The sequence below is a fragment of the Ruegeria sp. E1 genome (assembly GCF_056534225.1).
In genome coordinates this window covers 352341-372535 of the sequence record NZ_JBQFPE010000001.1, presented here as the reverse complement: position 1 = coordinate 372535, position 20195 = coordinate 352341, and the positions used below count along the sequence as shown (strand labels likewise).

18 protein-coding genes and 3 tRNA genes are annotated in these 20195 nt (G+C 57.2%); 13 read left to right on the top strand and 8 right to left on the bottom strand.

The window, feature by feature from the left end:
* The first annotated feature begins 42 nt into the window (after positions 1 to 42).
* Positions 43 to 741: a transcriptional repressor LexA gene (gene lexA, locus ACR0FG_RS01870; RefSeq protein ID WP_170712233.1), complete on the top strand. Its 699-nt coding sequence runs from the start codon at positions 43 to 45 to the stop codon at positions 739 to 741.
* Here lexA and ACR0FG_RS01865 read toward each other — a convergent pair.
* Positions 735 to 2765 (bottom strand): ComEC/Rec2 family competence protein, encoded by a 2031-nt coding sequence (locus ACR0FG_RS01865; RefSeq protein ID WP_480889473.1) that lies wholly within the window; start codon positions 2763 to 2765, stop codon positions 735 to 737. The genes lexA and ACR0FG_RS01865 overlap by 7 nt on opposite strands.
* Positions 2766 to 2844: 79 nt before the next feature.
* On the opposite strand from ACR0FG_RS01865, the gene gltX reads away from it, so the two are divergent.
* The 3 genes from gltX (at position 2845) to ACR0FG_RS01850 (ending at position 6792) form a co-directional block, all read left to right on the top strand.
* Positions 2845 to 4245 (top strand): glutamate--tRNA ligase, encoded by a 1401-nt coding sequence (gene gltX / locus ACR0FG_RS01860; protein ID WP_480889471.1) that lies wholly within the window; start codon positions 2845 to 2847, stop codon positions 4243 to 4245.
* Positions 4246 to 4365: 120 nt separating this feature from the next.
* On the top strand, positions 4366 to 5661 hold the full coding sequence (gltA, locus tag ACR0FG_RS01855; protein ID WP_480889469.1) for a citrate synthase: 1296 nt from the start codon (positions 4366 to 4368) through the stop codon (positions 5659 to 5661).
* Positions 5662 to 5841: 180 nt separating this feature from the next.
* Entirely contained in the window at positions 5842 to 6792 is a 951-nt protein-coding gene (locus tag ACR0FG_RS01850; protein WP_170711880.1) for an autotransporter outer membrane beta-barrel domain-containing protein, read from the top strand.
* Between the two features lie 8 nt (positions 6793 to 6800).
* On the opposite strand, the gene ACR0FG_RS01845 is transcribed toward ACR0FG_RS01850, so the two are convergent.
* On the bottom strand, positions 6801 to 7868 hold the full coding sequence (locus tag ACR0FG_RS01845) for a PA0069 family radical SAM protein (protein ID WP_480889467.1): 1068 nt from the start codon (positions 7866 to 7868) through the stop codon (positions 6801 to 6803).
* 299 nt (positions 7869 to 8167) lie between these two features.
* Between ACR0FG_RS01845 and ACR0FG_RS01840 the strand changes: the two genes are divergently transcribed.
* The 3 genes from ACR0FG_RS01840 to ACR0FG_RS01830 all read left to right on the top strand — a co-directional run bounded on the left by ACR0FG_RS01840 (position 8168) and on the right by ACR0FG_RS01830 (position 10776).
* Complete coding sequence (locus ACR0FG_RS01840; protein WP_170711876.1) at positions 8168 to 8866, top strand: cobalamin B12-binding domain-containing protein; 699 nt, start codon at positions 8168 to 8170, stop codon at positions 8864 to 8866.
* Between the two features lie 139 nt (positions 8867 to 9005).
* Complete coding sequence (locus tag ACR0FG_RS01835) at positions 9006 to 10040, top strand: Hint domain-containing protein (RefSeq protein ID WP_480889464.1); 1035 nt, start codon at positions 9006 to 9008, stop codon at positions 10038 to 10040.
* A gap of 76 nt (positions 10041 to 10116) precedes the next feature.
* Positions 10117 to 10776, top strand: a complete 660-nt coding sequence (locus tag ACR0FG_RS01830; RefSeq protein WP_480889461.1) for a DUF1638 domain-containing protein — start codon at positions 10117 to 10119, stop codon at positions 10774 to 10776.
* Between the two features lie 9 nt (positions 10777 to 10785).
* Here ACR0FG_RS01830 and ACR0FG_RS01825 read toward each other — a convergent pair whose 3' ends face one another.
* Positions 10786 to 11196, bottom strand: coding sequence for a SufE family protein (locus tag ACR0FG_RS01825; protein WP_170711869.1), 411 nt, complete (start codon positions 11194 to 11196; stop codon positions 10786 to 10788).
* Between the two features lie 141 nt (positions 11197 to 11337).
* Between ACR0FG_RS01825 and ACR0FG_RS01820 the strand changes: the two genes are divergently transcribed.
* Entirely contained in the window at positions 11338 to 11862 is a 525-nt protein-coding gene (locus ACR0FG_RS01820; RefSeq protein ID WP_170711867.1) for a hypothetical protein, read from the top strand.
* A gap of 7 nt (positions 11863 to 11869) precedes the next feature.
* On the opposite strand, the gene rnd is transcribed toward ACR0FG_RS01820, so the two are convergent.
* The 3 genes from rnd to purM all read right to left on the bottom strand — a co-directional run bounded on the left by rnd (position 11870) and on the right by purM (position 14782).
* Complete coding sequence (rnd, locus tag ACR0FG_RS01815; RefSeq protein WP_480889459.1) at positions 11870 to 13027, bottom strand: ribonuclease D; 1158 nt, start codon at positions 13025 to 13027, stop codon at positions 11870 to 11872.
* Positions 13028 to 13142: 115 nt separating this feature from the next.
* Positions 13143 to 13739: a phosphoribosylglycinamide formyltransferase gene (gene purN, locus ACR0FG_RS01810; RefSeq protein WP_480889456.1), complete on the bottom strand. Its 597-nt coding sequence runs from the start codon at positions 13737 to 13739 to the stop codon at positions 13143 to 13145.
* Positions 13736 to 14782: a phosphoribosylformylglycinamidine cyclo-ligase gene (gene purM / locus ACR0FG_RS01805; protein ID WP_480889454.1), complete on the bottom strand. Its 1047-nt coding sequence runs from the start codon at positions 14780 to 14782 to the stop codon at positions 13736 to 13738. Before purM ends, purN begins: the two co-directional genes overlap by 4 nt.
* A 108-nt stretch (positions 14783 to 14890) precedes the next feature.
* Between purM and ACR0FG_RS01800 the strand changes: the two genes are divergently transcribed.
* Positions 14891 to 14967: transfer RNA gene (locus ACR0FG_RS01800), tRNA-Ile, on the top strand.
* A 595-nt stretch (positions 14968 to 15562) separates the two neighbouring features.
* Positions 15563 to 15772: a hypothetical protein gene (locus ACR0FG_RS01795; RefSeq protein ID WP_480889452.1), complete on the top strand. Its 210-nt coding sequence runs from the start codon at positions 15563 to 15565 to the stop codon at positions 15770 to 15772.
* Between the two features lie 7 nt (positions 15773 to 15779).
* Here the strand turns inward: ACR0FG_RS01795 and ACR0FG_RS01790 are convergent, their stop codons facing one another.
* Positions 15780 to 17099: an ATP-binding protein gene (locus ACR0FG_RS01790; RefSeq protein WP_480889450.1), complete on the bottom strand. Its 1320-nt coding sequence runs from the start codon at positions 17097 to 17099 to the stop codon at positions 15780 to 15782.
* 44 nt (positions 17100 to 17143) lie between these two features.
* Here ACR0FG_RS01790 and ACR0FG_RS01785 point away from each other — a divergent pair, with 44 nt between their 5' ends.
* The 3 genes from ACR0FG_RS01785 to ACR0FG_RS01775 all read left to right on the top strand — a co-directional run bounded on the left by ACR0FG_RS01785 (position 17144) and on the right by ACR0FG_RS01775 (position 18409).
* Positions 17144 to 18058, top strand: a complete 915-nt coding sequence (locus tag ACR0FG_RS01785) for an MBL fold metallo-hydrolase (RefSeq protein ID WP_480889448.1) — start codon at positions 17144 to 17146, stop codon at positions 18056 to 18058.
* 74 nt (positions 18059 to 18132) lie between these two features.
* Positions 18133 to 18207, top strand: a tRNA-Asn gene (locus tag ACR0FG_RS01780).
* Between the two features lie 127 nt (positions 18208 to 18334).
* Positions 18335 to 18409, top strand: a tRNA-Asn gene (locus ACR0FG_RS01775).
* Positions 18410 to 18420: 11 nt separating this feature from the next.
* On the opposite strand, the gene ACR0FG_RS01770 is transcribed toward ACR0FG_RS01775, so the two are convergent.
* A complete protein-coding gene (locus ACR0FG_RS01770) occupies positions 18421 to 20040 on the bottom strand; it encodes a long-chain-fatty-acid--CoA ligase (RefSeq protein WP_480889446.1) in 1620 nt (539 codons plus the stop codon).
* Positions 20041 to 20195 lie beyond the last annotated feature (155 nt).

Sequence of the window (20195 nt, the reverse complement as noted above, 5' to 3'; positions counted from 1 at the left end):
GCGTAGAACAAAAGAAAACGCATGAGCGACGAGGTGCGAGCGATGCTGACCAAGAAGCAGTTGGATTTGCTGGAATTCATCCATAAACGCGTGCAAGCGGACGGTGTTCCCCCCAGTTTCGACGAAATGAAGGCCGCGTTGGACCTGAGATCCAAATCCGGCATTCACAGATTGATCACCGCGCTGGAAGAACGCGGCTTTATCCGCCGCCTTGCCCACCGCGCGCGCGCCATCGAAATCGTCAAACTGCCCGAAAGCCTTGGCGGCGAACCCACCGCCGGTTTTCATCCGCGCGTGATCGATGGCGATAGACCGTCCGGCCCGCGCCCAGCGAATTTTGAACCCGTTACAGTGGACGCGATGGAATTGCCGGTCATGGGTCGCATCGCTGCCGGTGTGCCGATCGAAGCCATCAGCCATGTGTCCCATCGTGTGGCCGTGCCTGGGTCGATGGTGTCCGGCAATGGCGAACACTATGCGCTTGAGGTGCGTGGCGATTCGATGATCGACGCGGGCATCAATGACGGTGATGTGGTGGTTATCCGCGAAACCTCTGCCGCGGACAACGGCGACATCGTGGTAGCGTTGGTCGAGGATCAGGAAGCCACTCTGAAACGGTTTTTCCGCCGTGGACAGGCCATTGCGCTTGAAGCGGCAAACCCGGCCTATGAGACCCGCGTTCTGCCTGAGGACAAAGTCAAAGTGCAGGGCCGGTTGGTTGGTCTGATCCGCAGCTATTGATCTTGCGGGACCGGCGACCACAGGCGCTGACCCGATACGTCTGCGCTGCTCACGAGTTGCCCTCTTTTAAAGGCCAGACTGCCGGTTATCATCAGCTTATCCGCATCGTACAATTCGCAATCTCCGATCAGGTTTAGCGGAACGGCTGAGATCACGATCTGGTCTTTACTGCATTCATCAAAACTGCGCGCTGCCCTTTTGCCAGTGATATGGATCATCTCTTTTCCAGCGATCAAGTACCGCTTTATAGGATTAGCGTCAGCTGGCCATCGGTTTGCGGCAAAGGCTTGATCATTGCCGTCCCCATCATTCTCGAGCCAGACCGAGGCGACAAAACTGCTACCCTTGCTTTTGCTCAGGGCACGACCTTCGTCGGTCATGATTCCGATAAGGCCACCGGTATCGGCCACCAAAACCTCGGGGCGATGTCCCTGCCCCCAAGATGACGTGACGCAAGCGGCAGCGGCTAAGCCCAACCATCGGGCGCGCCCCTGCCAAAGGACCAGCCACAGCATACACAATGCCAGAACGGGCAGGACATAACCCGGCGGGCTAACGACATAGCCCTGAGCGCCATCCAGACCGGACACCCAATCGGACACGGCCAGAATCCAGCGCAGCCCGACACCCATGACCATCAGAGCCAACCAGTCCAAGCCAATCGGGGCAAGAAACGCCGCGACAACGGCAGCCGGTACAACGATCATTCCCATAACCGGCACAGACACCAAGTTTGCCATCAACCCATAGTGCGACATGGTGTTGAAATGCGCCGCCCCGATAGGAGCAGTGGCCAGACCGGCGATGGCCGAGGACAGAATCAAACCCGTCACCGGCTTCAACCATTTTGGACCGGGCATCTGGCCCATATCTCTAAGCCCGCCGAACGTGGCAACCAACGCGGTTGTGGCGGCAAATGACATCTGAAAGCCGGGGCTGAGTAGGGATTCAGGGCGCAGAACCAGAACGATCAGCGCCGCCAATGCCACAGCCCGTAGCGAGATTGCCCTTCGGTCCAACAACACCGCCCCCAGCATAACCGAAACCATGACAAAAGCGCGCTCGGTCGCCACATTCCCGCCTGACAGGGCCAGATAAATCGTTGCAGCACCAAGCGCGCACACAGCCGCCAGTTTACGGACCGGCAGACGCAGTGCGATAGACGGTAGCGCTGACAATCCGATCCGACAGGTGACAAAGACGAACCCGGTCAGCAGCCCCATATGCAGACCCGAGATCGCCAGCAAATGCGCCAGATTGGACGCTCGCAACGCCTCCAGAGCGTCCTGCCGCATACCACTTCGATCTCCGGTCGTTACTGCTGCTGCAAATCCCCCGATAGCACCCGGAAGGACCGTACGCACATGTCGGGAAATCGCCATGCGCCATCCGGTAACCCGCACACCCTCCATCCCCTGAACAGCCGGGACCGCCGTCAAAATCGGTACGCGGGTGTACCCAACCGCGCCCAATTGTTGGAACCAAGCGTGGCGGCGAAAGTCGAAGCCCCCCGGTTCGACTGGTCCTTGCGGCGGGGACAAATGTCCGGTTGTCATGATCCTTTGCCCCGGTTTCAGACTGACGCCGCTTCCATGCAGAGAAAGCCGAACGCGCCGGGGTCTTTGCTCGGGCGGTATTCCGTCCAGCCTGACCTGATCTAACGTAACCCGCAACGCATCCGAGGCAGAGCGATCAAGCGCGACGACCCGCCCCTCAATCGGGCCGTAGTAACGCCATTTCAGGACCGGCTCGGCCACCATATGCGCCCGCGCGCCAGCCAGCAGAACACCACCTGCGATCAGTGCCAGACAGGTTGCAAGCGGTGCCCAGGCCATGGGCAGCTTAAGGGCGCAAAGTGCCGCGATGACCATCCCCGCAGTCATCGCGGCATAGTGCCCGGGGGCAGGTTCGAACCTGAGGCCGAAATACAACCCGATCCCGGTCGCCAGACAAACGGGCGCCCAGACGAACAGATGCCCGCGCTGACGTAGTAACGCGGCCTCGACCCGTGCCAGAACACGCATGGTTGCTCCCGCCCTTCGGGCTCGTTAGACAGGCGCTAACACTATGCCCGCTGCGGTTACCAAAAGGTTAATCAACACAATGTCCGATCAGGTCGTCACCCGTTTCGCCCCCTCTCCGACCGGTTTTCTGCATATCGGTGGCGCGCGTACAGCGCTGTTCAACTGGCTTTACGCGCGCGGTCGTGGTGGCAAGTTTCTGTTGCGGATCGAAGACACCGACCGCGAACGCTCGACCCCCGAAGCGACGGCAGCAATTCTGCAAGGCATGAGCTGGCTGGGGCTGGATCACGACGGCGAGGTGGTCAGCCAGTTCGAAGGCGCGGACCGACATGCTGAGGTTGCGCATCAGCTGCTGGCCGAAGGCAAAGCCTACAAATGCTTTTCGACGCAAGAGGAGATTGCCGCATACCGCGAACAGGCCCGCGCCGAAGCCAGATCAACCCTGTTCCGCAGCCCATGGCGCGACGCCGATCCCTCGACCTACCCCGACGCGCCCTATGCGATCCGCATCAAGGCCCCGCAGGACGGCACGACGGTGATCCGCGATCAGGTGCAGGGCGATGTGACCATTCGCAATGATCAACTTGACGATATGATCCTGCTGCGTTCCGACGGAACGCCGGTTTACATGCTGGCCGTGGTTGTAGACGACCATGATATGGGCGTGACCCATGTAATCCGAGGCGACGACCACCTGAACAACGCAGCGCGTCAGATGATGATCTACGAGGCGATGGGCTGGCCGGTTCCGGTCTGGGCTCATATCCCACTGATCCACGGGCCGGATGGCAAGAAGCTGTCCAAACGTCACGGTGCACTGGGCGCGCAGGAATATCAGGCCATGGGATATCCAGCGGCCGGAATGCGCAACTATCTGGCGCGTTTGGGCTGGAGCCATGGCGACGATGAGTTCTTTACTGACGAACAAGCCAAAGAATGGTTTGATCTGGACGGAATCGGCAAAAGCCCCGCACGGTTCGATCTGAAGAAGCTCGAGAATCTCTGTGGGCAGCATATCGCCATCTCGGACGACGCTGCGCTGCGGCAAGAACTCGAAGCTTATCTTGCAGCAGCAGAACTTCCCCCACTGACGCAAACACAATCCGGTGATCTGGAACGTGCGATGTATTGCCTCAAGGATCGCGCGCGGACATTCCCGGAACTTGTTGATAAAGCGCACTTTGCCCTGACAGAACGCCCGATAGAGCCGGATGAGAAAGCTGCAAAAGCCCTGACAACTGTATCCGACGGTATACTGGAAGAATTGACGCCGCAGCTGCAAAATGTTAGCTGGTCCCGTGATGCACTGGAGGAGGCCCTCAATTCGTTTGCAGAAGCGAAAGGGGTTAAGTTCGGCAAATTGGCTGCCCCCCTGCGGGCCGCCCTTGCAGGTCGGGCAGTTACACCTTCGGTTTTTGATATGATGCTCGTGCTTGGGCAGGAGGAAACCCTGGCGCGGCTTACTGATGCAGTAAAGTAAACCTGATCTTCATGATCGGGTAACACTGCTCAGATACCACCCGGACTGCGCGCCGCCGCGCAGCCGTTGCCCGCAAGTTCGGACAGCGATCCGGTCGTGCATGAATGAGGAAGGGATGAAATGACCGACAACACCAAAACAGCCACGCTGACCGTCCACGGTAAAGACTATGATCTTCCGATCCACTCTCCGACCGCCGGACCTGATGTTGTCGATATTCGCAAATTGTACAGTCAGGCGGGCGTTTTCACTTACGATCCGGGCTTTACCTCGACCGCAAGCTGCGACAGCACGATCACCTATATCGATGGCGACAAAGGTGAACTGCTGCATCGCGGCTATCCGATCGATCAGTTGGCGGAAAAGTCCCACTTTCTAGAGGTCTGCTATCTGCTGCTGTACGGAGAGCTGCCGGTTGCCAAGGATCTGGAACATTTCGAAACCACCATCACCCGCCACACGATGCTGCATGAACAGATGCAATATTTCTATCGCGGGTTCCGCCGCGATGCGCATCCGATGGCAATCATGGTGGGCGTTGTAGGCGCTATGTCGGCCTTCTATCACGACTCGACCGATATCACCGATCCTCGCCAGCGCGAGATCGCCTCACACCGACTGATCGCGAAGATGCCGACGATTGCTGCCTGGGCGTATAAGTACCATACCGGTCAACCGTTTGTGTATCCTCGCAACGATCTGGACTATGCTTCGAACTTCCTACGCATGTGCTTCAGCGTTCCTGCCGAGGACTATGAGGTCAACCCGATCCTGAGCCGCGCGATGGATCGTATCCTGACCCTGCACGCCGACCATGAACAGAACGCTTCGACCTCAACGGTGCGTCTGGCCTCTTCGTCGGGCGCGAACCCGTTTGCCTGCATTGCCGCCGGTATTGCTTGTCTTTGGGGCCCGGCGCATGGCGGAGCAAACCAGGCCTGTCTGGAAATGCTGGAAGAAATCGGGACCGTCGATCGTATCCCCGAATATATCGCCCGCGCCAAGGACAAGAGCGATCCGTTCCGCCTGATGGGCTTTGGCCACCGAGTCTACAAGAACTTTGACCCGCGCGCCAGGGTCATGAAGCAGTCGGCGGATGAGGTGCTGGATCTGCTGGGGATTGAGGACAATCCCAAGCTGCAGGTCGCAAAAGTTCTGGAAAAGCAAGCACTGGAAGATCCGTATTTCGCCGAGAAAAAGCTGTTCCCGAACGTGGATTTCTACTCGGGCATCATTCTCGAGGCGATGGGCTTCCCGACGTCGATGTTCACGCCGATCTTTGCGCTGTCACGGACCGTTGGCTGGGTCAGCCAGTGGAAAGAGATGATTGCCGATCCGCAGAACAAGATCGGTCGCCCGCGCCAGTTGTATCTGGGCGAGACGCGCCGCGACTATGTGGATATCGAAAACCGCTGATAATCCGAAACGTACAAGACGTAATTTACAGCCCCCGGAGCAATCCGGGGTCTTTTTTTGACCTTCGGTGTTACCGAATTGTTGTCAGCCTTGTGTAAAATCACAAACGGCCGCTCCGATGACTTTCCCGTAGAGATCACCGTGAATATGTTGCCCGCATAACTCTTAAGCCGTGTTGCGATGACATTTCGACCCCTCGTACTGGCCCTTCTGGCCGTTGTAGTCTGCTCTCCGGCCTATGCTCAGGGCATCATTGAAGATGCGTTCAAAAGGCTGCAGCGTGAAAATGCAGCCGGATCGCTGGCCGTGATGGGTCTTGCTGGAATACCCGACGATTCAGCCAGCGCCATTTCACTGCAATCGGATACCAGTAATCGTGATTATGACTTCAAATCAGCCCAGCTTGGTGGTGGATTTCGGCTTGCAGAAGGGGTTCCGATCTATCTGGAAGGATACATCGGCTATGCGCGCTACGACCCTGTCCTGACCTTTTCGGGAACAGGAAATACCACCCGGCTACCGCTGAAATGGACCAGTGTTGTTGCAACTGGCGGCGTTGGATACCAGTTCGATCTTGGCGAGCGTTGGAAGCTGACCCCGATGGCGCATATCTCGGTTGGACGTACGCAATCAGACGCCTCGATCGCGACCCAGGTCGCGGCCAATCTTTTGGGCATCGAGCGTGATTTTGTCGAAAGCGGCGGGCTTTGGGCTGGTGGCGCGGGCGGATCGCTGACACTTGATTATGCCCGCCCGCTTTCGAATGATCGCGAGTTTGAGGCAAGCTTTCGCTATACCCATATCGAATATTGGCCAATCGGCGATGACGAAGATCTGCTGGTCCAATCCACAGCCGCCAATGCAGTTCTATGGACGCGGTATCGGTTTCCAACAGGTAAGCGCATGTTTGGCCGCCCCGTCCGCTGGGTCGGAGACCTGTCTTATTCCTATCTGATCGGCGACCAGTCCATCGTGTTAGGCACAAATTGGCTCGCCCGCGTTGGCGGCGGGATCGAGGTTGATCTGTCCGATACCTGGGTGCCCTGGGTAACGACGACGCGCATCATGATACGTTACTACGGCAGCGATACCGTCAACGGATTTACTGCGGGAATTGGTATAAGCTTTTGACTTCGGCCTTAGAACAGGCTCATCTGATCGCCCGGTTGCAGCGGCACGCGGAACAGATCGCACCGCAGTGGCGCCGATTTGATCTGCAGGCCCAACCGCTTGCAGGCCGCGGAAAACCTCTGCGCTATGATCGCCGCATACTCTCCCTCTCCTCGCATCCGGTGCCCCCAACGCGGGTCGTAATCCTTGCCGCCGTGCATTTCGCGAAGCCGGGACATGATCTTGCCAGCGCGGCCCGGCAGGTGTTCGGCAAGCCAGCTTTGCCAAAGCTCTGACACCTCACGCGGAAGACGCAACATGATCCAGCTTGCGGCATCTGCACCAGCCTGCTGTCCGGCCTCAAGCAGGTGTTCGAGTTCGTGATCCGTCAGACCGGGAACAACCGGAGAAGTCATGACCCGCACCGGAATCCCCGCTGCCGTCAGCCGCTCGATCACACGCAATCGCCGCTTTGGCGCGGGTGCGCGCGGCTCCATGCATCGCGACAAATCGGCATCAAGCGTGGTGAGCGAAACGCCAACACGCACCAGCCCTTGTTTGGCCATTGGTGCGAGAATATCGATGTCGCGTTCAATCAACGCGCCTTTGGTAACAATACCTACCGGATGTTGGAAATCGCGCAGAACTTCAAGGCAACGCCTTGTAATCTTACGGGTATTTTCTATGGGCTGATAAGGATCGGTATTGGTCCCGATCGCCATCGCAGCCACCTTATACGTTCGCCTTGACAGTTCGCGCCGCAAAACCTGAGCCGCATTGGGTCGTGCCACCAGACGGGTTTCGAAATCCAACCCCGGCGACAATCCCAGATAAGCGTGCGTTGGACGCGCAAAGCAATAAACACAGCCATGCTCGCAGCCGCGATAGGGGTTGATGGACCGGTCGAACGGCAGATCCGGCGACTTGTTGTAGGTAATCAGACTGCGTGCCGTTTCATCCCGAACGTCGGTGCGCAAAGGTGGAAGATCTTCTTCGATTTCCCAGCCGTCATCAGTCGCAACAGTTGCAAACCTCTCAAAACGACCCGCGTTATTCGAGCTTACGCCGCGACCTTTTGGCTTTGAATGACTGATCATTTGTTCGCTTTTTGTTCTTTTCTAAGAACGTAGATGCCTCGCAGACAATTTGCAAGGCTGGTGGTAATTTGATCGACCCGCGATCCGGTTGGCGCGCCCTCGTAGACATTTGGGGGAAAAGTGAATTCCACACAGGAAACATTGCAAAAAATTTCCGATGACCGGGCTCACAAACTGTAAAGAGGTCGGTCCCGGAGCAACCGAGGTCGCAATCGTCAAAGTAGACCTGCGACGAAATGGCCAAAACGGAAAAAATCGCCATTATAGGTCACAGACCTAACAGCACAGGGAATCGCCCCATGTCAGACGAAGAAGATATCGTCCTGTCCGAACTCAACGACGAAGAGCTTGTCGAACAAATGTTCGACGACCTTTACGACGGTCTGAAAGAAGAGATCGAAGAAGGTGTGAACATCCTGCTGGAACGCGGATGGACACCATACGACATCCTGACCAAGGCGCTTGTGGGCGGTATGACCATCGTTGGCCATGACTTCCGCGACGGCATTCTGTTCGTACCCGAAGTTCTTCTGGCGGCAAACGCGATGAAGGGCGGCATGGCAATCCTCAAGCCTCTGCTGGCCGAAACCGGCGCACCGCGCGTCGGCAAGATGGTGATCGGCACCGTCAAGGGCGACATCCACGACATCGGCAAGAACCTTGTCTCGATGATGATGGAAGGCGCAGGTTTCGAGGTTGTCGATATCGGCATCAATAATCCGGTCGAAAACTACCTTGAGGCACTGGAAACCGAAGCACCGGATATTCTGGGCATGTCGGCCCTGCTGACCACAACGATGCCTTACATGAAGGTCGTAATCGACACGATGGTCGAACAGGGCCTGCGCGACGACTACATCGTTCTTGTTGGCGGTGCGCCCCTGAACGAGGAATTCGGCAAAGCCATCGGTGCCGACGGATATTGCCGCGACGCTGCTGTGGCCGTGGAAATGGCCAAGGACTTTGTATCGCGCAAGCACAATCAACTGGCTGGCTGAAGAACGCTTCACAATAGATAGACAAGGCCGCCCGTTTCGGGCGGCCTTTTTTGTTTGAAGAATTTTAGCCAAACGCGATTTGTAGACAGGCCGTTCTCATGCTAGAAAGCCCAAAATTTACGAGTTACCCGAGGTTTACGTGCCCACCACATTCACAGCAATCTTTCTTGGCAATCTCGCCGATATCGACACTGTCGAAGGAAACAACACCGCAGAAAACGCCTCGGCCCTTGTCGGGCTGACATTCGGCGGGCCAGGCGACGCCCTGCTCGCCGATGCCGTCACCTGGAGCCCGGTAGGGAATCCAGGTGGGGTCTACAATATGAATAACGCCGGGAATGATCGGTTCTCGATCGATGGCGGCCCCCCGCAATCTTTTGACGGCACTTCGATTTACAACGCGACCATCACCTATATCGATGGAACGACTGCCACAATCACCGCCGTGATTGCGCAGGATGTCAACGGCAACACCTATCTGATGCCGGAATTCTCGCCCAATGCGGATCAGGACGCGCTGGAAGCCGGGCCAATCCAGTCGATTTCCCTCGACAGCCTCAACGGAAACACCTTTTCGGGCCTGACGGCTAACCGTGAAGACTGGGAACTTGTTCCGTGCTTCACCCGCGGCACCCTGATCGCGACCGGGCGTGGCAAGGTTGCGGTTGAAGATCTGCGTCAGGGCGATCGGGTCGAAACCCTTGATCACGGGATGCAACCCATCCGCTGGATTGGAAACCGAACCGTTGACGCGCAAGACGCGTTTGCGCCGGTCCTGTTTAAAGCGGGCGCCATCGGCAATGACCGCGATCTGCTGGTCTCGCAACAGCACCGAATGCTGATCAACAACTGGCGGGTCGAATTGAACACGGGCCACGCCGAAGCACTTGCCCCCGCCCGCCAATTGGTAAACGGTCGCGACATCGTGCTGCAACCCGGCGGTCAGGTGACGTACTATCATCTGATGTTCGATCAGCACGAACTCGTTTGGGCCGAAGGCTGCCTGAGCGAGAGCTTTCATCCCGGCATACTGGGCTGGAACAGCTTCGAAGATGCAACCCGGCAAGAGATCCTGTCGCTTTTCCCTGAACTGGCGCGGTATGGCCTTACCGCCTATGGCCCATCGGCAAGGCCGTCGCTTTTGGCGCATGAGACTTTGGCGTCGGTCGCCTGACAAAGGATGTCGGAACCGGGCTTGCCTTGATCCGGGGATGGTTCTTTGATGGGACCATGGCCACAGGATTGGACGGATGCCGCAGAACGAATTACCAGATGATGCCAGCCTGACTACGACAGGTTACACTGAACCTGGTCGCGCCGGGGGTATCTTGTTGCTGGCATGTGGCGCGTTGGCACGCGAGATACTGGACCTGAAAAAACGTAATGGCTGGGATCATATGGCGCTGACCTGCCTGCCTGCGATCTTCCATGTATACCCTGAAAAGATAACTCAAGCAGTCGAAGACGCGGTTGCGAAACATCGCGATCAATACGACCAAATCTATGTTGTCTACGCCGATTGCGGGACCGGAGGGCTACTGCAACAGGCGTGCGAACGTCTGGGGGTTGAAATGGTCAAGGGCCCGCATTGCTATTCCTTCTTCGAAGGCAATGACCGGTTTGCCCAACATCAAGACGATGAGACAACCGCCTTTTATCTAACCGACTTTCTGGCCCGCCAGTTCGATGCGTTCGTCTGGAAGCCTCTTGGCCTAGACCGTCACCCTGAGCTGCGGGACATGTATTTCGGCAACTACACCAAGCTGGTGTATCAAGCCCAGACCGACGATCCTGAACTGACTCGTCGTGCGATGGATTGTGCGGATAAGATGGGTCTGACTTTCGAACGTCGGATGACCGGCTATGGTGATCTGGAAACCACACTGGCCGATTGGGCCAAGCGTGGTTGATTCACACCATCAGACGCTTGCCAGTGCGACCTCGCGAATACGCTCGATCATGGCGCGCAGCCCGTTCGAGCGCTGCGCCGACAGGTGATCGTGCAGGCCAAGCCGCGCCAGTTCCGCCCCGGCATCCACTTTGCCGACCTCGGCCACCGGTAGTCCATTGTACAACGTCCGCAATACTGCAATCAGCCCGCGCACAATCAGCGCGTCGCTGTCGCCGTCGAACGTGAAAGTGCCGCCTTCGATCGTAGGGTGTAGCCAGACCTGACTTGCACATCCATTGACCTTGGTGGCGGGCACTTTGAACGCCTCATCCAGCGGCTCCATCGCCTTGCCTTGTTCAATCACATGGCGATACCGGTCTTCCCAGTCCTCAAGGAACTCGAAATCCTCGACAATCTCTTCAAAGGCGGGTGTAGCCATGATTGAGTTATCCTTGCGTTACGCGATCACAATTGTGACCTATGCCCAGCTTAACCGGCTGTCCAGTCCCTGCCGTGGCTTTTCAAGCTATGGATTTTGCGTTAACCCGATGCAAGTCAAGTCGTGCAAAGTGTTGGGTCCATGTACAAAACCGTCTCTGTTCTTCTGGTGTCCACTCTGGCCCTGTCCGCCTGCAGCAGTTGGAGAGATTCTCGTGCTAACCCGTCAAACTGGTTTGGTAGCAGCACCTCGACCGATGCGCCGGTTTCAACAACTGATGCCGATGCTCTGATTCCCGATCAAGGGAATGGCAAAGGCCTGTTTTCACGACCAGACCCGGAAGATACCAGCATTCCGATCACCGTTATTGATGAGCTTCGGATAAACGCCACGCCAACAGGCGCAATTGTTTACGCCGCCGGAACAGCCAATCGTCAGGGCGCGTTCAACGCCCAACTGACCCGCGTCAAAAGCGAAGAGAACGCCAAAAATGGCGTGTTGGAATACACCTTTCGCGTGAATTATCCGCCATATGCAACAGCGCAAGGCACGCCCCGGTCCCGCATGGTCTCGGACGCGATCACCCTAAGCCGCAAAGATCTGGAAGGTGTCCGCCTGGTTCGTGTGGTCGGTCAGCAGAACGCCTTGGAATCGCGTCGCCGCTAAGCCGCCGTTACAGGGAAACGACCCGAACCGTCTGACCTTTGGCCGCCAAAGCGATCTTGCCTTCGCAAAGCTTCAAAGCGTCCTCGCCAAATACCTCAAACCGCCAGCCTGACATTGCGGGCAATTCACGTTCACCAGCGGCGATCTGATCCAGATCCGCGCTGGTGGCGATCAGTTTGGCCGCCACGCCCGAGCTTTCGGTTTTGGATTTCAGCAAGACCCGCAGCAAATCAGCTAGCGCCGGATTGACCTTGAGCTTGTCGCGGCTGTTGTCCACCTTAGGCAATTTGTCCGCAGGGCAATTTACACCGCGTTTTACAGCGGCCAGAATTCCATCCGCAATCGGTCCTTTGCGTGCCTCGCGTAGCAACAGGCGCGATCCGCCAAGATCAGACGGCGATTTGGGCTTGGTCGAGGCCATCTCGATCAACGCATCGTCCTTGAACACGCGATTACGAGGAACATTGTTTTCCTGCGCATATCCTTCGCGGAACTGTGCCAACTCGCGCACCACCGCAAGAAACTTGGCCGAATTCGTGCGGGTTTTGACGCGACGCCACGCGTCCTCGGGTTGGATATCATAGGTTGCAGGTTGCGTGAGAATACGCAGCTCTTCCGCAACCCAGTGGCTGCGTCGGGTCTTTTCCAGCTCGGCAGCGAGGTGTTCGTAAATTTTCCGCAGATGGGTAACGTCCGCCAGCGCATAGGTCTTTTGCGCATCGCTCAGAGGGCGGCGAGACCAGTCGGTAAAGCGCGAGGACTTATCGACCCCTTCTTTGCAGATTTTGCGCACCAGAGTCTCGTAACCGACCTGCTCGCCAAAGCCGCAGACCATGGCCGCAACCTGAGTATCAAACAGCGGTGTCGGGAAAACGCCCGCCTCGACCCAAAAAATCTCGAGATCCTGGCGCGCGGCGTGGAAAACCTTGACGATGCCCTCATTGCGAAACAGCTCATAAAGCGGTTCCAGTGACATCCCGTCTGCTAGCGGGTCAACAAGTACAGCGCTGTCTTCTTCGTCCGAGGGATAGGCAAGCTGAACCAGACAGAGCTTGGAATAATACGTCCGCTCGCGCAGAAATTCGGTATCAAGGGTAACGTAAGGATGTTTCGAGGCGGCCGAACAAAAATCGGCCAGCTCTTGCGTGGTTGTCAGGGTTCTCATGCGTGGTGCTGTTCTTGCTCTTGTTTATTGGTACTGCCCGTCTTTTGTCCTCGTTCCGAGCGTTGCACGCGACCATAGGCCGAATAACGATGCCGTGTAAATCACCCGTAAATTGTTAAGGCAACAGAACCGGCGTCTTGTCCCCAGCAGCAAATCGTTTCAGCACTGCGGGATAGAGTTGGTGCTCACAGACCAGAACCCTCGCCGCAAGCGTCTCGGGCGTATCTGGATCTTCAACCTTTACCCGTGCTTGTCCCAATATCGGACCATCATCCAGCGCCGCAGTCACCTCATGCACCGTGCAACCGTGTTCAGCATCCCCGGCCTCAATCGCGCGCGCGTGAGTATGCAGCCCCTTGTATTTCGGCAACAGAGACGGATGGATATTCAACATCCTGCCCTGAAACTCTGACACGAAATCGGCGGTCAGAACCCGCATGAAGCCAGCCAGACAGACAATATCAGGCTTGGCCTGCAACAAGGGTTTCAGCAGTTCAGCTTCAAACGCTGCGCGGTCGCCGTTGAAGGGGCGGTGATCTATTACTGCTGTTGGTATGCCGCGATCTACTGCTTTGCGCAGTCCACCGGCCTGTGCGTCGTTGGACAATACCAGACAAGGCCGAGCGGGATGATCTCCGGTCATGCTGTCCGCCAGCGCGACCATGTTCGACCCGCCGCCCGAAACCAGAATGGCGACGCGTTTATGGCTCACAGCAGTTTACCCGAGTAGGTAATACCTGCCTGCGCCGTCACCGCACCTATACGAGCTACGTTTTCGCCAGTGTCCGATAGCAACGCAGCCAGATCGTCAGCGCGATCCGCTGCGCAGACGACAATCAAACCAACCCCGCAGTTGAAGGTCTTGAGCATCTCTCCCTCGGCGATGCCACCCGTTGCCGCCATCCACGAAAAGACGGGCGGCAATTCCCATGCGTTCAGGTCAATCTGGGCACCCAGGGTCTCGGGAAGGACGCGTGGCAGGTTTTCGGTCAGACCGCCACCCGTGATATGGGCCAGCGCGTGTACGCCCCCTGCCCTGATCGCAGCCAGCGCCGGTTTCACATAAAGGCGAGTCGGCGTCAGCAGAGCTTCACCCAACGACCCACCCCCGAACGGCGAGTCGGCATCCCAGCCAAGCCCCGACATCTCGACCAGCTTACGTACCAGCGAATAGCCATTCGAATGTACTCCGTTCGATGCCAGGCCCAGCAGCACATCGCCTTCCTGAACGCCATCGGGCAAAGTCGCGCCACGCTCCATCGCCCCGACCGAGAACCCGGCCAGGTCGAAATCGCCCTCCGGATACATACCAGGCATCTCGGCGGTCTCGCCGCCGATCAGTGCACAGCCCGATTGCGCACAACCTTCGGCGATGCCTTCGATGATCCGCGCGGCGGTGCCTGTGTCCAGCTTGCCGGTGGCGAAGTAGTCAAGAAAGAACAGCGGCTCGGCACCCTGACAAATCAGGTCATTGACGCACATCGCAACAAGATCGATGCCGACGCCGTCAACAACGCCCGTGTCAATCGCGATCCTAAGCTTGGTGCCAACACCATCCGTTGCACCAACTAGGATAGGGTCCGTGTACCCCGCAGCCTTGAGATCGAAAAGAGCACCAAACCCACCCAGACCGCTCATCACGCCGGGGCGGTTGGTTCGTTTGGCCGCAGGCTTGATGCGGTCGACCAGAGCGTTACCTGCATCGATGTCCACGCCTGCATCGGCATAGGTGATTCCGTTCTTGCCCGCTGTCATGGCCATTCCCTCACTGGTGCTTTCCCGCGCGGGTTAGTCGATTGTGCGGCTTGTTGCAACGGTCAGGCTTGACGCGGGCCAAGATCATGGTACGCAGGGCCCTCAGGCGGGCCTGTAGCTCAATTGGTTAGAGCAGAGCGCTCATAACGCTTTGGTTGCGGGTTCAAGTCCTGCCGGGCCTACCAAAACCGCCAATTTCCCTGACCTGCATCCACGACATTTCAGAATGAGTGGTCGGTATAAAGCAATGGCGTTAGTTTGTGGAACAATACCTCTGCGTTGCGTTCCTGCGACAATGCAAAGGACGTCGCGCCCGAACACACTCAGGCAAGGAAGTTGAGGGAGGGGTCAGTCAAACCCCCTCGTCCGACCCCTCCCACACCGCCGTTCACTCTCTAGCATTTGCGAGATGGCGATGTTCTGTATTTACTTTTGAAATCAGCGACTTTGCCAACAAGGTCAACATGAGGCAGTGACGCTGCCTTAGACCAATCCCTTTCTTTGAAAATCAAATAAATCTTTAAAATAGTCGAAACTCGAATACTTAGATCATCAGCGATTCTGCAGTTGCAGGCAGTGAATTCGTTCACACACCGCGAAATGAATTTGTTAGCGGAAGCCACAGCAACTGAATTCGGAGTATGTGTCACGCCCGTTTGACCGCTTAGATCATCCAAAGCCCCGCAAGAAAACGTAGATGAACGAAGTTTCATCTCCCCATGATTCAAACCTCATTTTCACCAGCCATCTATGCATTACCGGCTTACGGAGGATACGTGGATGGCAAACACAGACAACATGATCGATGGCGGTATTGTCTCGCGCCTGTTCGCCTCTGCAGAAGACAGAAAAGCAAGGCGGGAAAAAAGAGCGGCTGAGAAACGAAAGCAGCGAGAGGCGGATCTGAAGATTGCTCGGGACCTGCAAGAGACCGGGTACTACAACGAACACATGCCGGATTCGTTCTTTTATCGGCATTATTATTTCTAATGCCAGGCTAACGGCCCACGATGATGTCGGCGCACAGCCCGCCAAGGCTTTCGCTTTTGCCCAGCCGTAGAGTGCCACCATGCGCCCGCGCGATATCTGCAACGATCGCCAGGCCCAACCCGACGCCACTGCCCTGATTCTGATTGCGGGCAGGATCAAGCCGGGTAAAGGGTTTTACGGCCTCGGTCCGTTGATCGGCGGGTATGCCGGGCCCGTCATCTTCCACGCGGATACGCAGGGATTTCGGCGTCAGTTTCAGGCTAACCTCTGCGCGTGTGCCATATCGCACGGCGTTTCCGATCAGATTTTCTACCGCACGCCGCATCGCAGTTGGACGCAGTGACGCCGTCCCCTGCCCTTCGACCGAAGTCAGGTTCACATCATGGCCCGCACGCAAAGCGTCGTCCGTGATCTGACGCAGCCAGGGTTCCGGCTCGATTGTTTCCGGCGCGCCTTCGGCAGTGCCGCGCGAGAAATCGAGAAATGCGTCCAGCAATGACTGCATCTCATTGACGTCTTTCAGCAGCGGTTCGGCGTCGTCCTCAGGCAACAACGACAGTCCCAGCTTGAGCCGCGTCAGGGGCGTGCGCAGGTCATGACTGACACCCGACAGCATCAGCGTGCGCTGCTCCATCTGCCGCTCAAGCCGGGTACGCATATCAACAAATGCGCTTCCCGCAGCGCGAACCTCGATCGCCCCACTGGGGGAATAAGGCACCACGCGCCCCCGGCCAAACGCCTGCGCGGCGGCGGCCAGACGCGTGATTGGCCGTAATTGGTTGCGCATGTACAAAAAGGAGATAGAGGTCATGAGAACCGCAAAAAACACCATCGTCACAATCAACTGATGGGGCGCGACCGGAGAGAGACGGCGACGTTCAAAAGCCATCTCAAGCGTGCCCAGATCTGTTGAAAGATATAGGCGCACCGGCTGCCCACGCGGCAGTGCAATGGCGACAAAGTCCGGCAAAAGACTGCGCAGTTCGGAGACCACCTGCGGGGCAATGAAATCGTACCAACGACGGCGACCAACTTCAGGCTCTTCGCTAATCCCAAGGAATCGCGCGGATATCTGCAACCCGCTCAGATCTTGTCGTGCTGCTGCAAGAGCTTGTTGCTGAGTTTCCGACCCTGCCATGGCATCGGTGATCAGATTAACCTCGCGTACGGCATTTCTGGTCATTTGCGCCGTCACATCCTCTAGATGTTTTTGCATGAAGGCGATTGAGACAACCAACAATACGACAACAACCGGCAAGACCAGAATCAAAGCAGCCCGTGCGTACAGGCTGCGCGGCATATAGGGTTTGAGCCATCGCGAATACATGGGCTAAACCTAGCGGGCCGACTGGGTAAGAGAAAGAGGTCAGAATGCAGGCACCCGACGATTTCAATCCCCGCCCCGGTCAGGCCGTCACGCTCTCGGCTGGCCTCCGCCGGGTTCTTGCGCCGAACCCGTCTCCGATGACCTATCGAGGTACCAATACCTATCTGGTCGGAGAAGGCGACATCGCCGTAATCGATCCCGGACCGCTAAATGATGCGCACCTGACGGCGATTCTGGGTGCCTTGGATATGGGCCAGCGCATAAGCCATATTCTGGTTACGCACACCCATCTGGATCATTCCCCGCTGGCAGCGCCGCTGTCGCAAAAAACCGGCGCTCCGATCCTCGCCTTTGGTGGGCCGGATGCCGGTCGCAGTGAGGTGATGACCCGATTGGCGCTTGATGGCCTGTCAGGGGGAGGCGAAGGCATCGACAAAGAATTCCGCCCTGACACAGAACTGTCGGACGGAGAGTTGATCCATGGCGATGACTGGACTCTGGAGGTAATCCATACTCCGGGTCATCTTGGCAATCACGTCGCCCTCGCTTGGGGCGATATCTGCTTTACGGCCGATCACGTAATGGGCTGGGCCAGTTCGCTTGTGTCCCCACCTGACGGCGATCTGACAGACTTCATGGCGGCCTGCCACAAGTTGCGCGGGCGGGACTGGTCGGTGTTCCACTCGGGCCATGGCGCACCCATCACCGATCCTGACGCGCGCCTGGAATGGTTGATCAAGCACCGCAATGGACGCGAGGCGCAGATCCTTGCGGCGCTGGAAGATCGCGCGGCAACCGTCAAAGACCTGACCCGACGCGTCTATACCGACACTCCTGATGCGTTGCTGCCTGCGGCTGAGCGCAATGTGTTTGCACATCTGATTGATCTGACCAATCGGTCCCTCGTGAGTGCCGATCCCAAGCTGTCAGTCACCGCGAAATTCCGAAGGCTCGCTTAACGATCAAATTTTTTTCGCACGATGCGCTTCCCCTCTGGACGACCAGAATCCGGGTTGTTATACGCGCCCTCAGTTCCGGCGTAGCTCAGCGGTAGAGCAGTTGACTGTTAATCAATTGGTCGTAGGTTCGATCCCTACCGCCGGAGCCAAAATTTCCCGTGCACAACGACAAATAGGCACTTCGCGGGCCATAGAACACGGACAAGTTTTTTCGTCGAAAAAACTCTTTCCCCCTCTGGACGCGGTGAAACCGGATTGCTATACGGCGCGAACCGTTCCGGCGTAGCTCAGCGGTAGAGCAGTTGACTGTTAATCAATTGGTCGTAGGTTCGATCCCTACCGCCGGAGCCATTCTTCCAAACTCACTCGGTCAGAGCATCCTTGAAATCCGCACGCAGGTTGCGCTTTAGGACCTTGCCAGTGGCGTTTAGCGGCAGGGCCTCTACAAAGACAACCTTATCCGGCACCTGCCACTTCGCGATCTTGTCGTCGAAATACTCCAGCAGTTCCTGTTCGCTGGGCTCCTGCCCTTCGGCCTTGACCGCAACTAACAGCGGTCTTTCGTCCCATTTTGGATGCGGCACGCCAACCACAGCGGCGGTTGCCAGTTTTGGATGCGCCACTGCGATGTTTTCCAGTTCAACCGAACTGATCCATTCGCCCCCCGATTTGATGATGTCTTTGGACCGATCGCGGATCGTCATATACCCGTCCGGGTCCAGCGTCGCCACGTCGCCCGTGGCGAACCAGCCGTTGTCCAGCAGTGCCTGATCCTGCATCTCGAAATAGCTGTCCAGAACCCAGTGCCCTCGCACCATCAGATCGCCCTGAGTTTCACCGTCATGCGGCAAATCATTGCCGTCATCATCGACGATTTTCAACTCAACGCCGAAAGGCGGTCGCCCTTGGCTTTCGCGCAGTTTGTGCTGCTCTTCCGCAGGCAAGCTGAGATGTTTCGCCAGCGGATAATTGGTAGTACCCAGCGGGCTCATCTCACTCATACCCCAGGCGTGGACGGTATCGACGCCGTAGTCTTCGCGGAAAGTTTCAATCATCGAAGGCGGGCAAGCGGCCCCGCCGATAACCGTGCGGTTCAGACTTGTCAGCGGCGAACCGGACGCGGCGGCATGGGCCAACAGCCCTTGCCAGATGGTGGGAACCCCCATCGCCAGCGTCACGCCATAGGTGTCGATAAGATTAACCAGCGCCTGACCGCTCAGATCGGGACCGGGCAAAACCATCCGCGATCCGGACATCGCGCTGGCATAGGGCGAACCCCATGCATTGACGTGGAACATCGGAACAACAGGCATCACGACGTCCATTGCCGAGTATCCGATCACATCGCGCGTATTCGAGGCGAAACTATGCAACAGGGTCGAGCGATGGGAATACAACACGCCCTTGGGATTGCCCGTCGTACCAGACGTGTAGCAGAGGCTTGAGGCCGTGTTTTCATCAAATACGGGCCAATCGAATCCCGTATCTCCGGTTTCGATCAATTCGTCATAGAACTGAACGCCGGGTAGTTGCGATAAAACCTCGTCATCGCGCGCGCCCATAAGAACAAAGTGCTGAACTGTCGTCAGATGCTCACGCAGAGCTGTGACCAGCGGCAGAAAGGTGGCGTCAAAGAACAGAACACGATCCTGCGCGTGGTTGAAGATGTATGTCAGTTGTTCGGGAAACAGACGCGGGTTGATTGTATGACACACGAACCCGGCGCCAGAGACCCCGAAATAGATTTCCAAATGCCGTCTGTTGTTCCAGGCAAGTGTCGCAACGCGATCCTGTGGTGCCAGCCCCAACTTTGTCAGCGCAGACCCAAGCCGCCGGGCATTTCCTGCGACACCACCCCAGTTGGTTGGGGTCACGCTGCCATCTGATTCCACCGAATAAATCTCGGTTTGACCGTGATACCGCTCGGCATGATCAATCAGTGACGAAATCAGCAGCGGCTGCGTCATCATCTGTCCCAGCATGGACATCCTCCCATTGTTGGCATCGCACCATTCTGGTCCACACACCCGGGCTAATTTGGGCACATGACACAGCGCGCTTCATTGGCAGTAAGCCTGCCAATGTTTTAATTGTCTGACAATAAAAGAATGTGGATTGTGATCAAATGCCTAGCGAA

Coding starts and splice junctions, on each gene's coding strand:
- lexA (WP_170712233.1), top strand. CDS start 43: ATGCTGACCAAGAAGCAGTTGGATTTGCTGGAATTCATCCATAAACGC.
- ACR0FG_RS01865 (WP_480889473.1), bottom strand. CDS start 2,765: ATGCGTGTTCTGGCACGGGTCGAGGCCGCGTTACTACGTCAGCGCGGG.
- gltX (WP_480889471.1), top strand. CDS start 2,845: ATGTCCGATCAGGTCGTCACCCGTTTCGCCCCCTCTCCGACCGGTTTT.
- gltA (WP_480889469.1), top strand. CDS start 4,366: ATGACCGACAACACCAAAACAGCCACGCTGACCGTCCACGGTAAAGAC.
- ACR0FG_RS01850 (WP_170711880.1), top strand. CDS start 5,842: ATGACATTTCGACCCCTCGTACTGGCCCTTCTGGCCGTTGTAGTCTGC.
- ACR0FG_RS01845 (WP_480889467.1), bottom strand. CDS start 7,868: ATGATCAGTCATTCAAAGCCAAAAGGTCGCGGCGTAAGCTCGAATAAC.
- ACR0FG_RS01840 (WP_170711876.1), top strand. CDS start 8,168: ATGTCAGACGAAGAAGATATCGTCCTGTCCGAACTCAACGACGAAGAG.
- ACR0FG_RS01830 (WP_480889461.1), top strand. CDS start 10,117: ATGCCGCAGAACGAATTACCAGATGATGCCAGCCTGACTACGACAGGT.
- ACR0FG_RS01825 (WP_170711869.1), bottom strand. CDS start 11,196: ATGGCTACACCCGCCTTTGAAGAGATTGTCGAGGATTTCGAGTTCCTT.
- ACR0FG_RS01820 (WP_170711867.1), top strand. CDS start 11,338: ATGTACAAAACCGTCTCTGTTCTTCTGGTGTCCACTCTGGCCCTGTCC.
- rnd (WP_480889459.1), bottom strand. CDS start 13,027: ATGAGAACCCTGACAACCACGCAAGAGCTGGCCGATTTTTGTTCGGCC.
- purM (WP_480889454.1), bottom strand. CDS start 14,782: ATGACAGCGGGCAAGAACGGAATCACCTATGCCGATGCAGGCGTGGAC.
- ACR0FG_RS01795 (WP_480889452.1), top strand. CDS start 15,563: ATGGCAAACACAGACAACATGATCGATGGCGGTATTGTCTCGCGCCTG.
- ACR0FG_RS01790 (WP_480889450.1), bottom strand. CDS start 17,099: ATGTATTCGCGATGGCTCAAACCCTATATGCCGCGCAGCCTGTACGCA.
- ACR0FG_RS01785 (WP_480889448.1), top strand. CDS start 17,144: ATGCAGGCACCCGACGATTTCAATCCCCGCCCCGGTCAGGCCGTCACG.
- ACR0FG_RS01770 (WP_480889446.1), bottom strand. CDS start 20,040: ATGCTGGGACAGATGATGACGCAGCCGCTGCTGATTTCGTCACTGATT.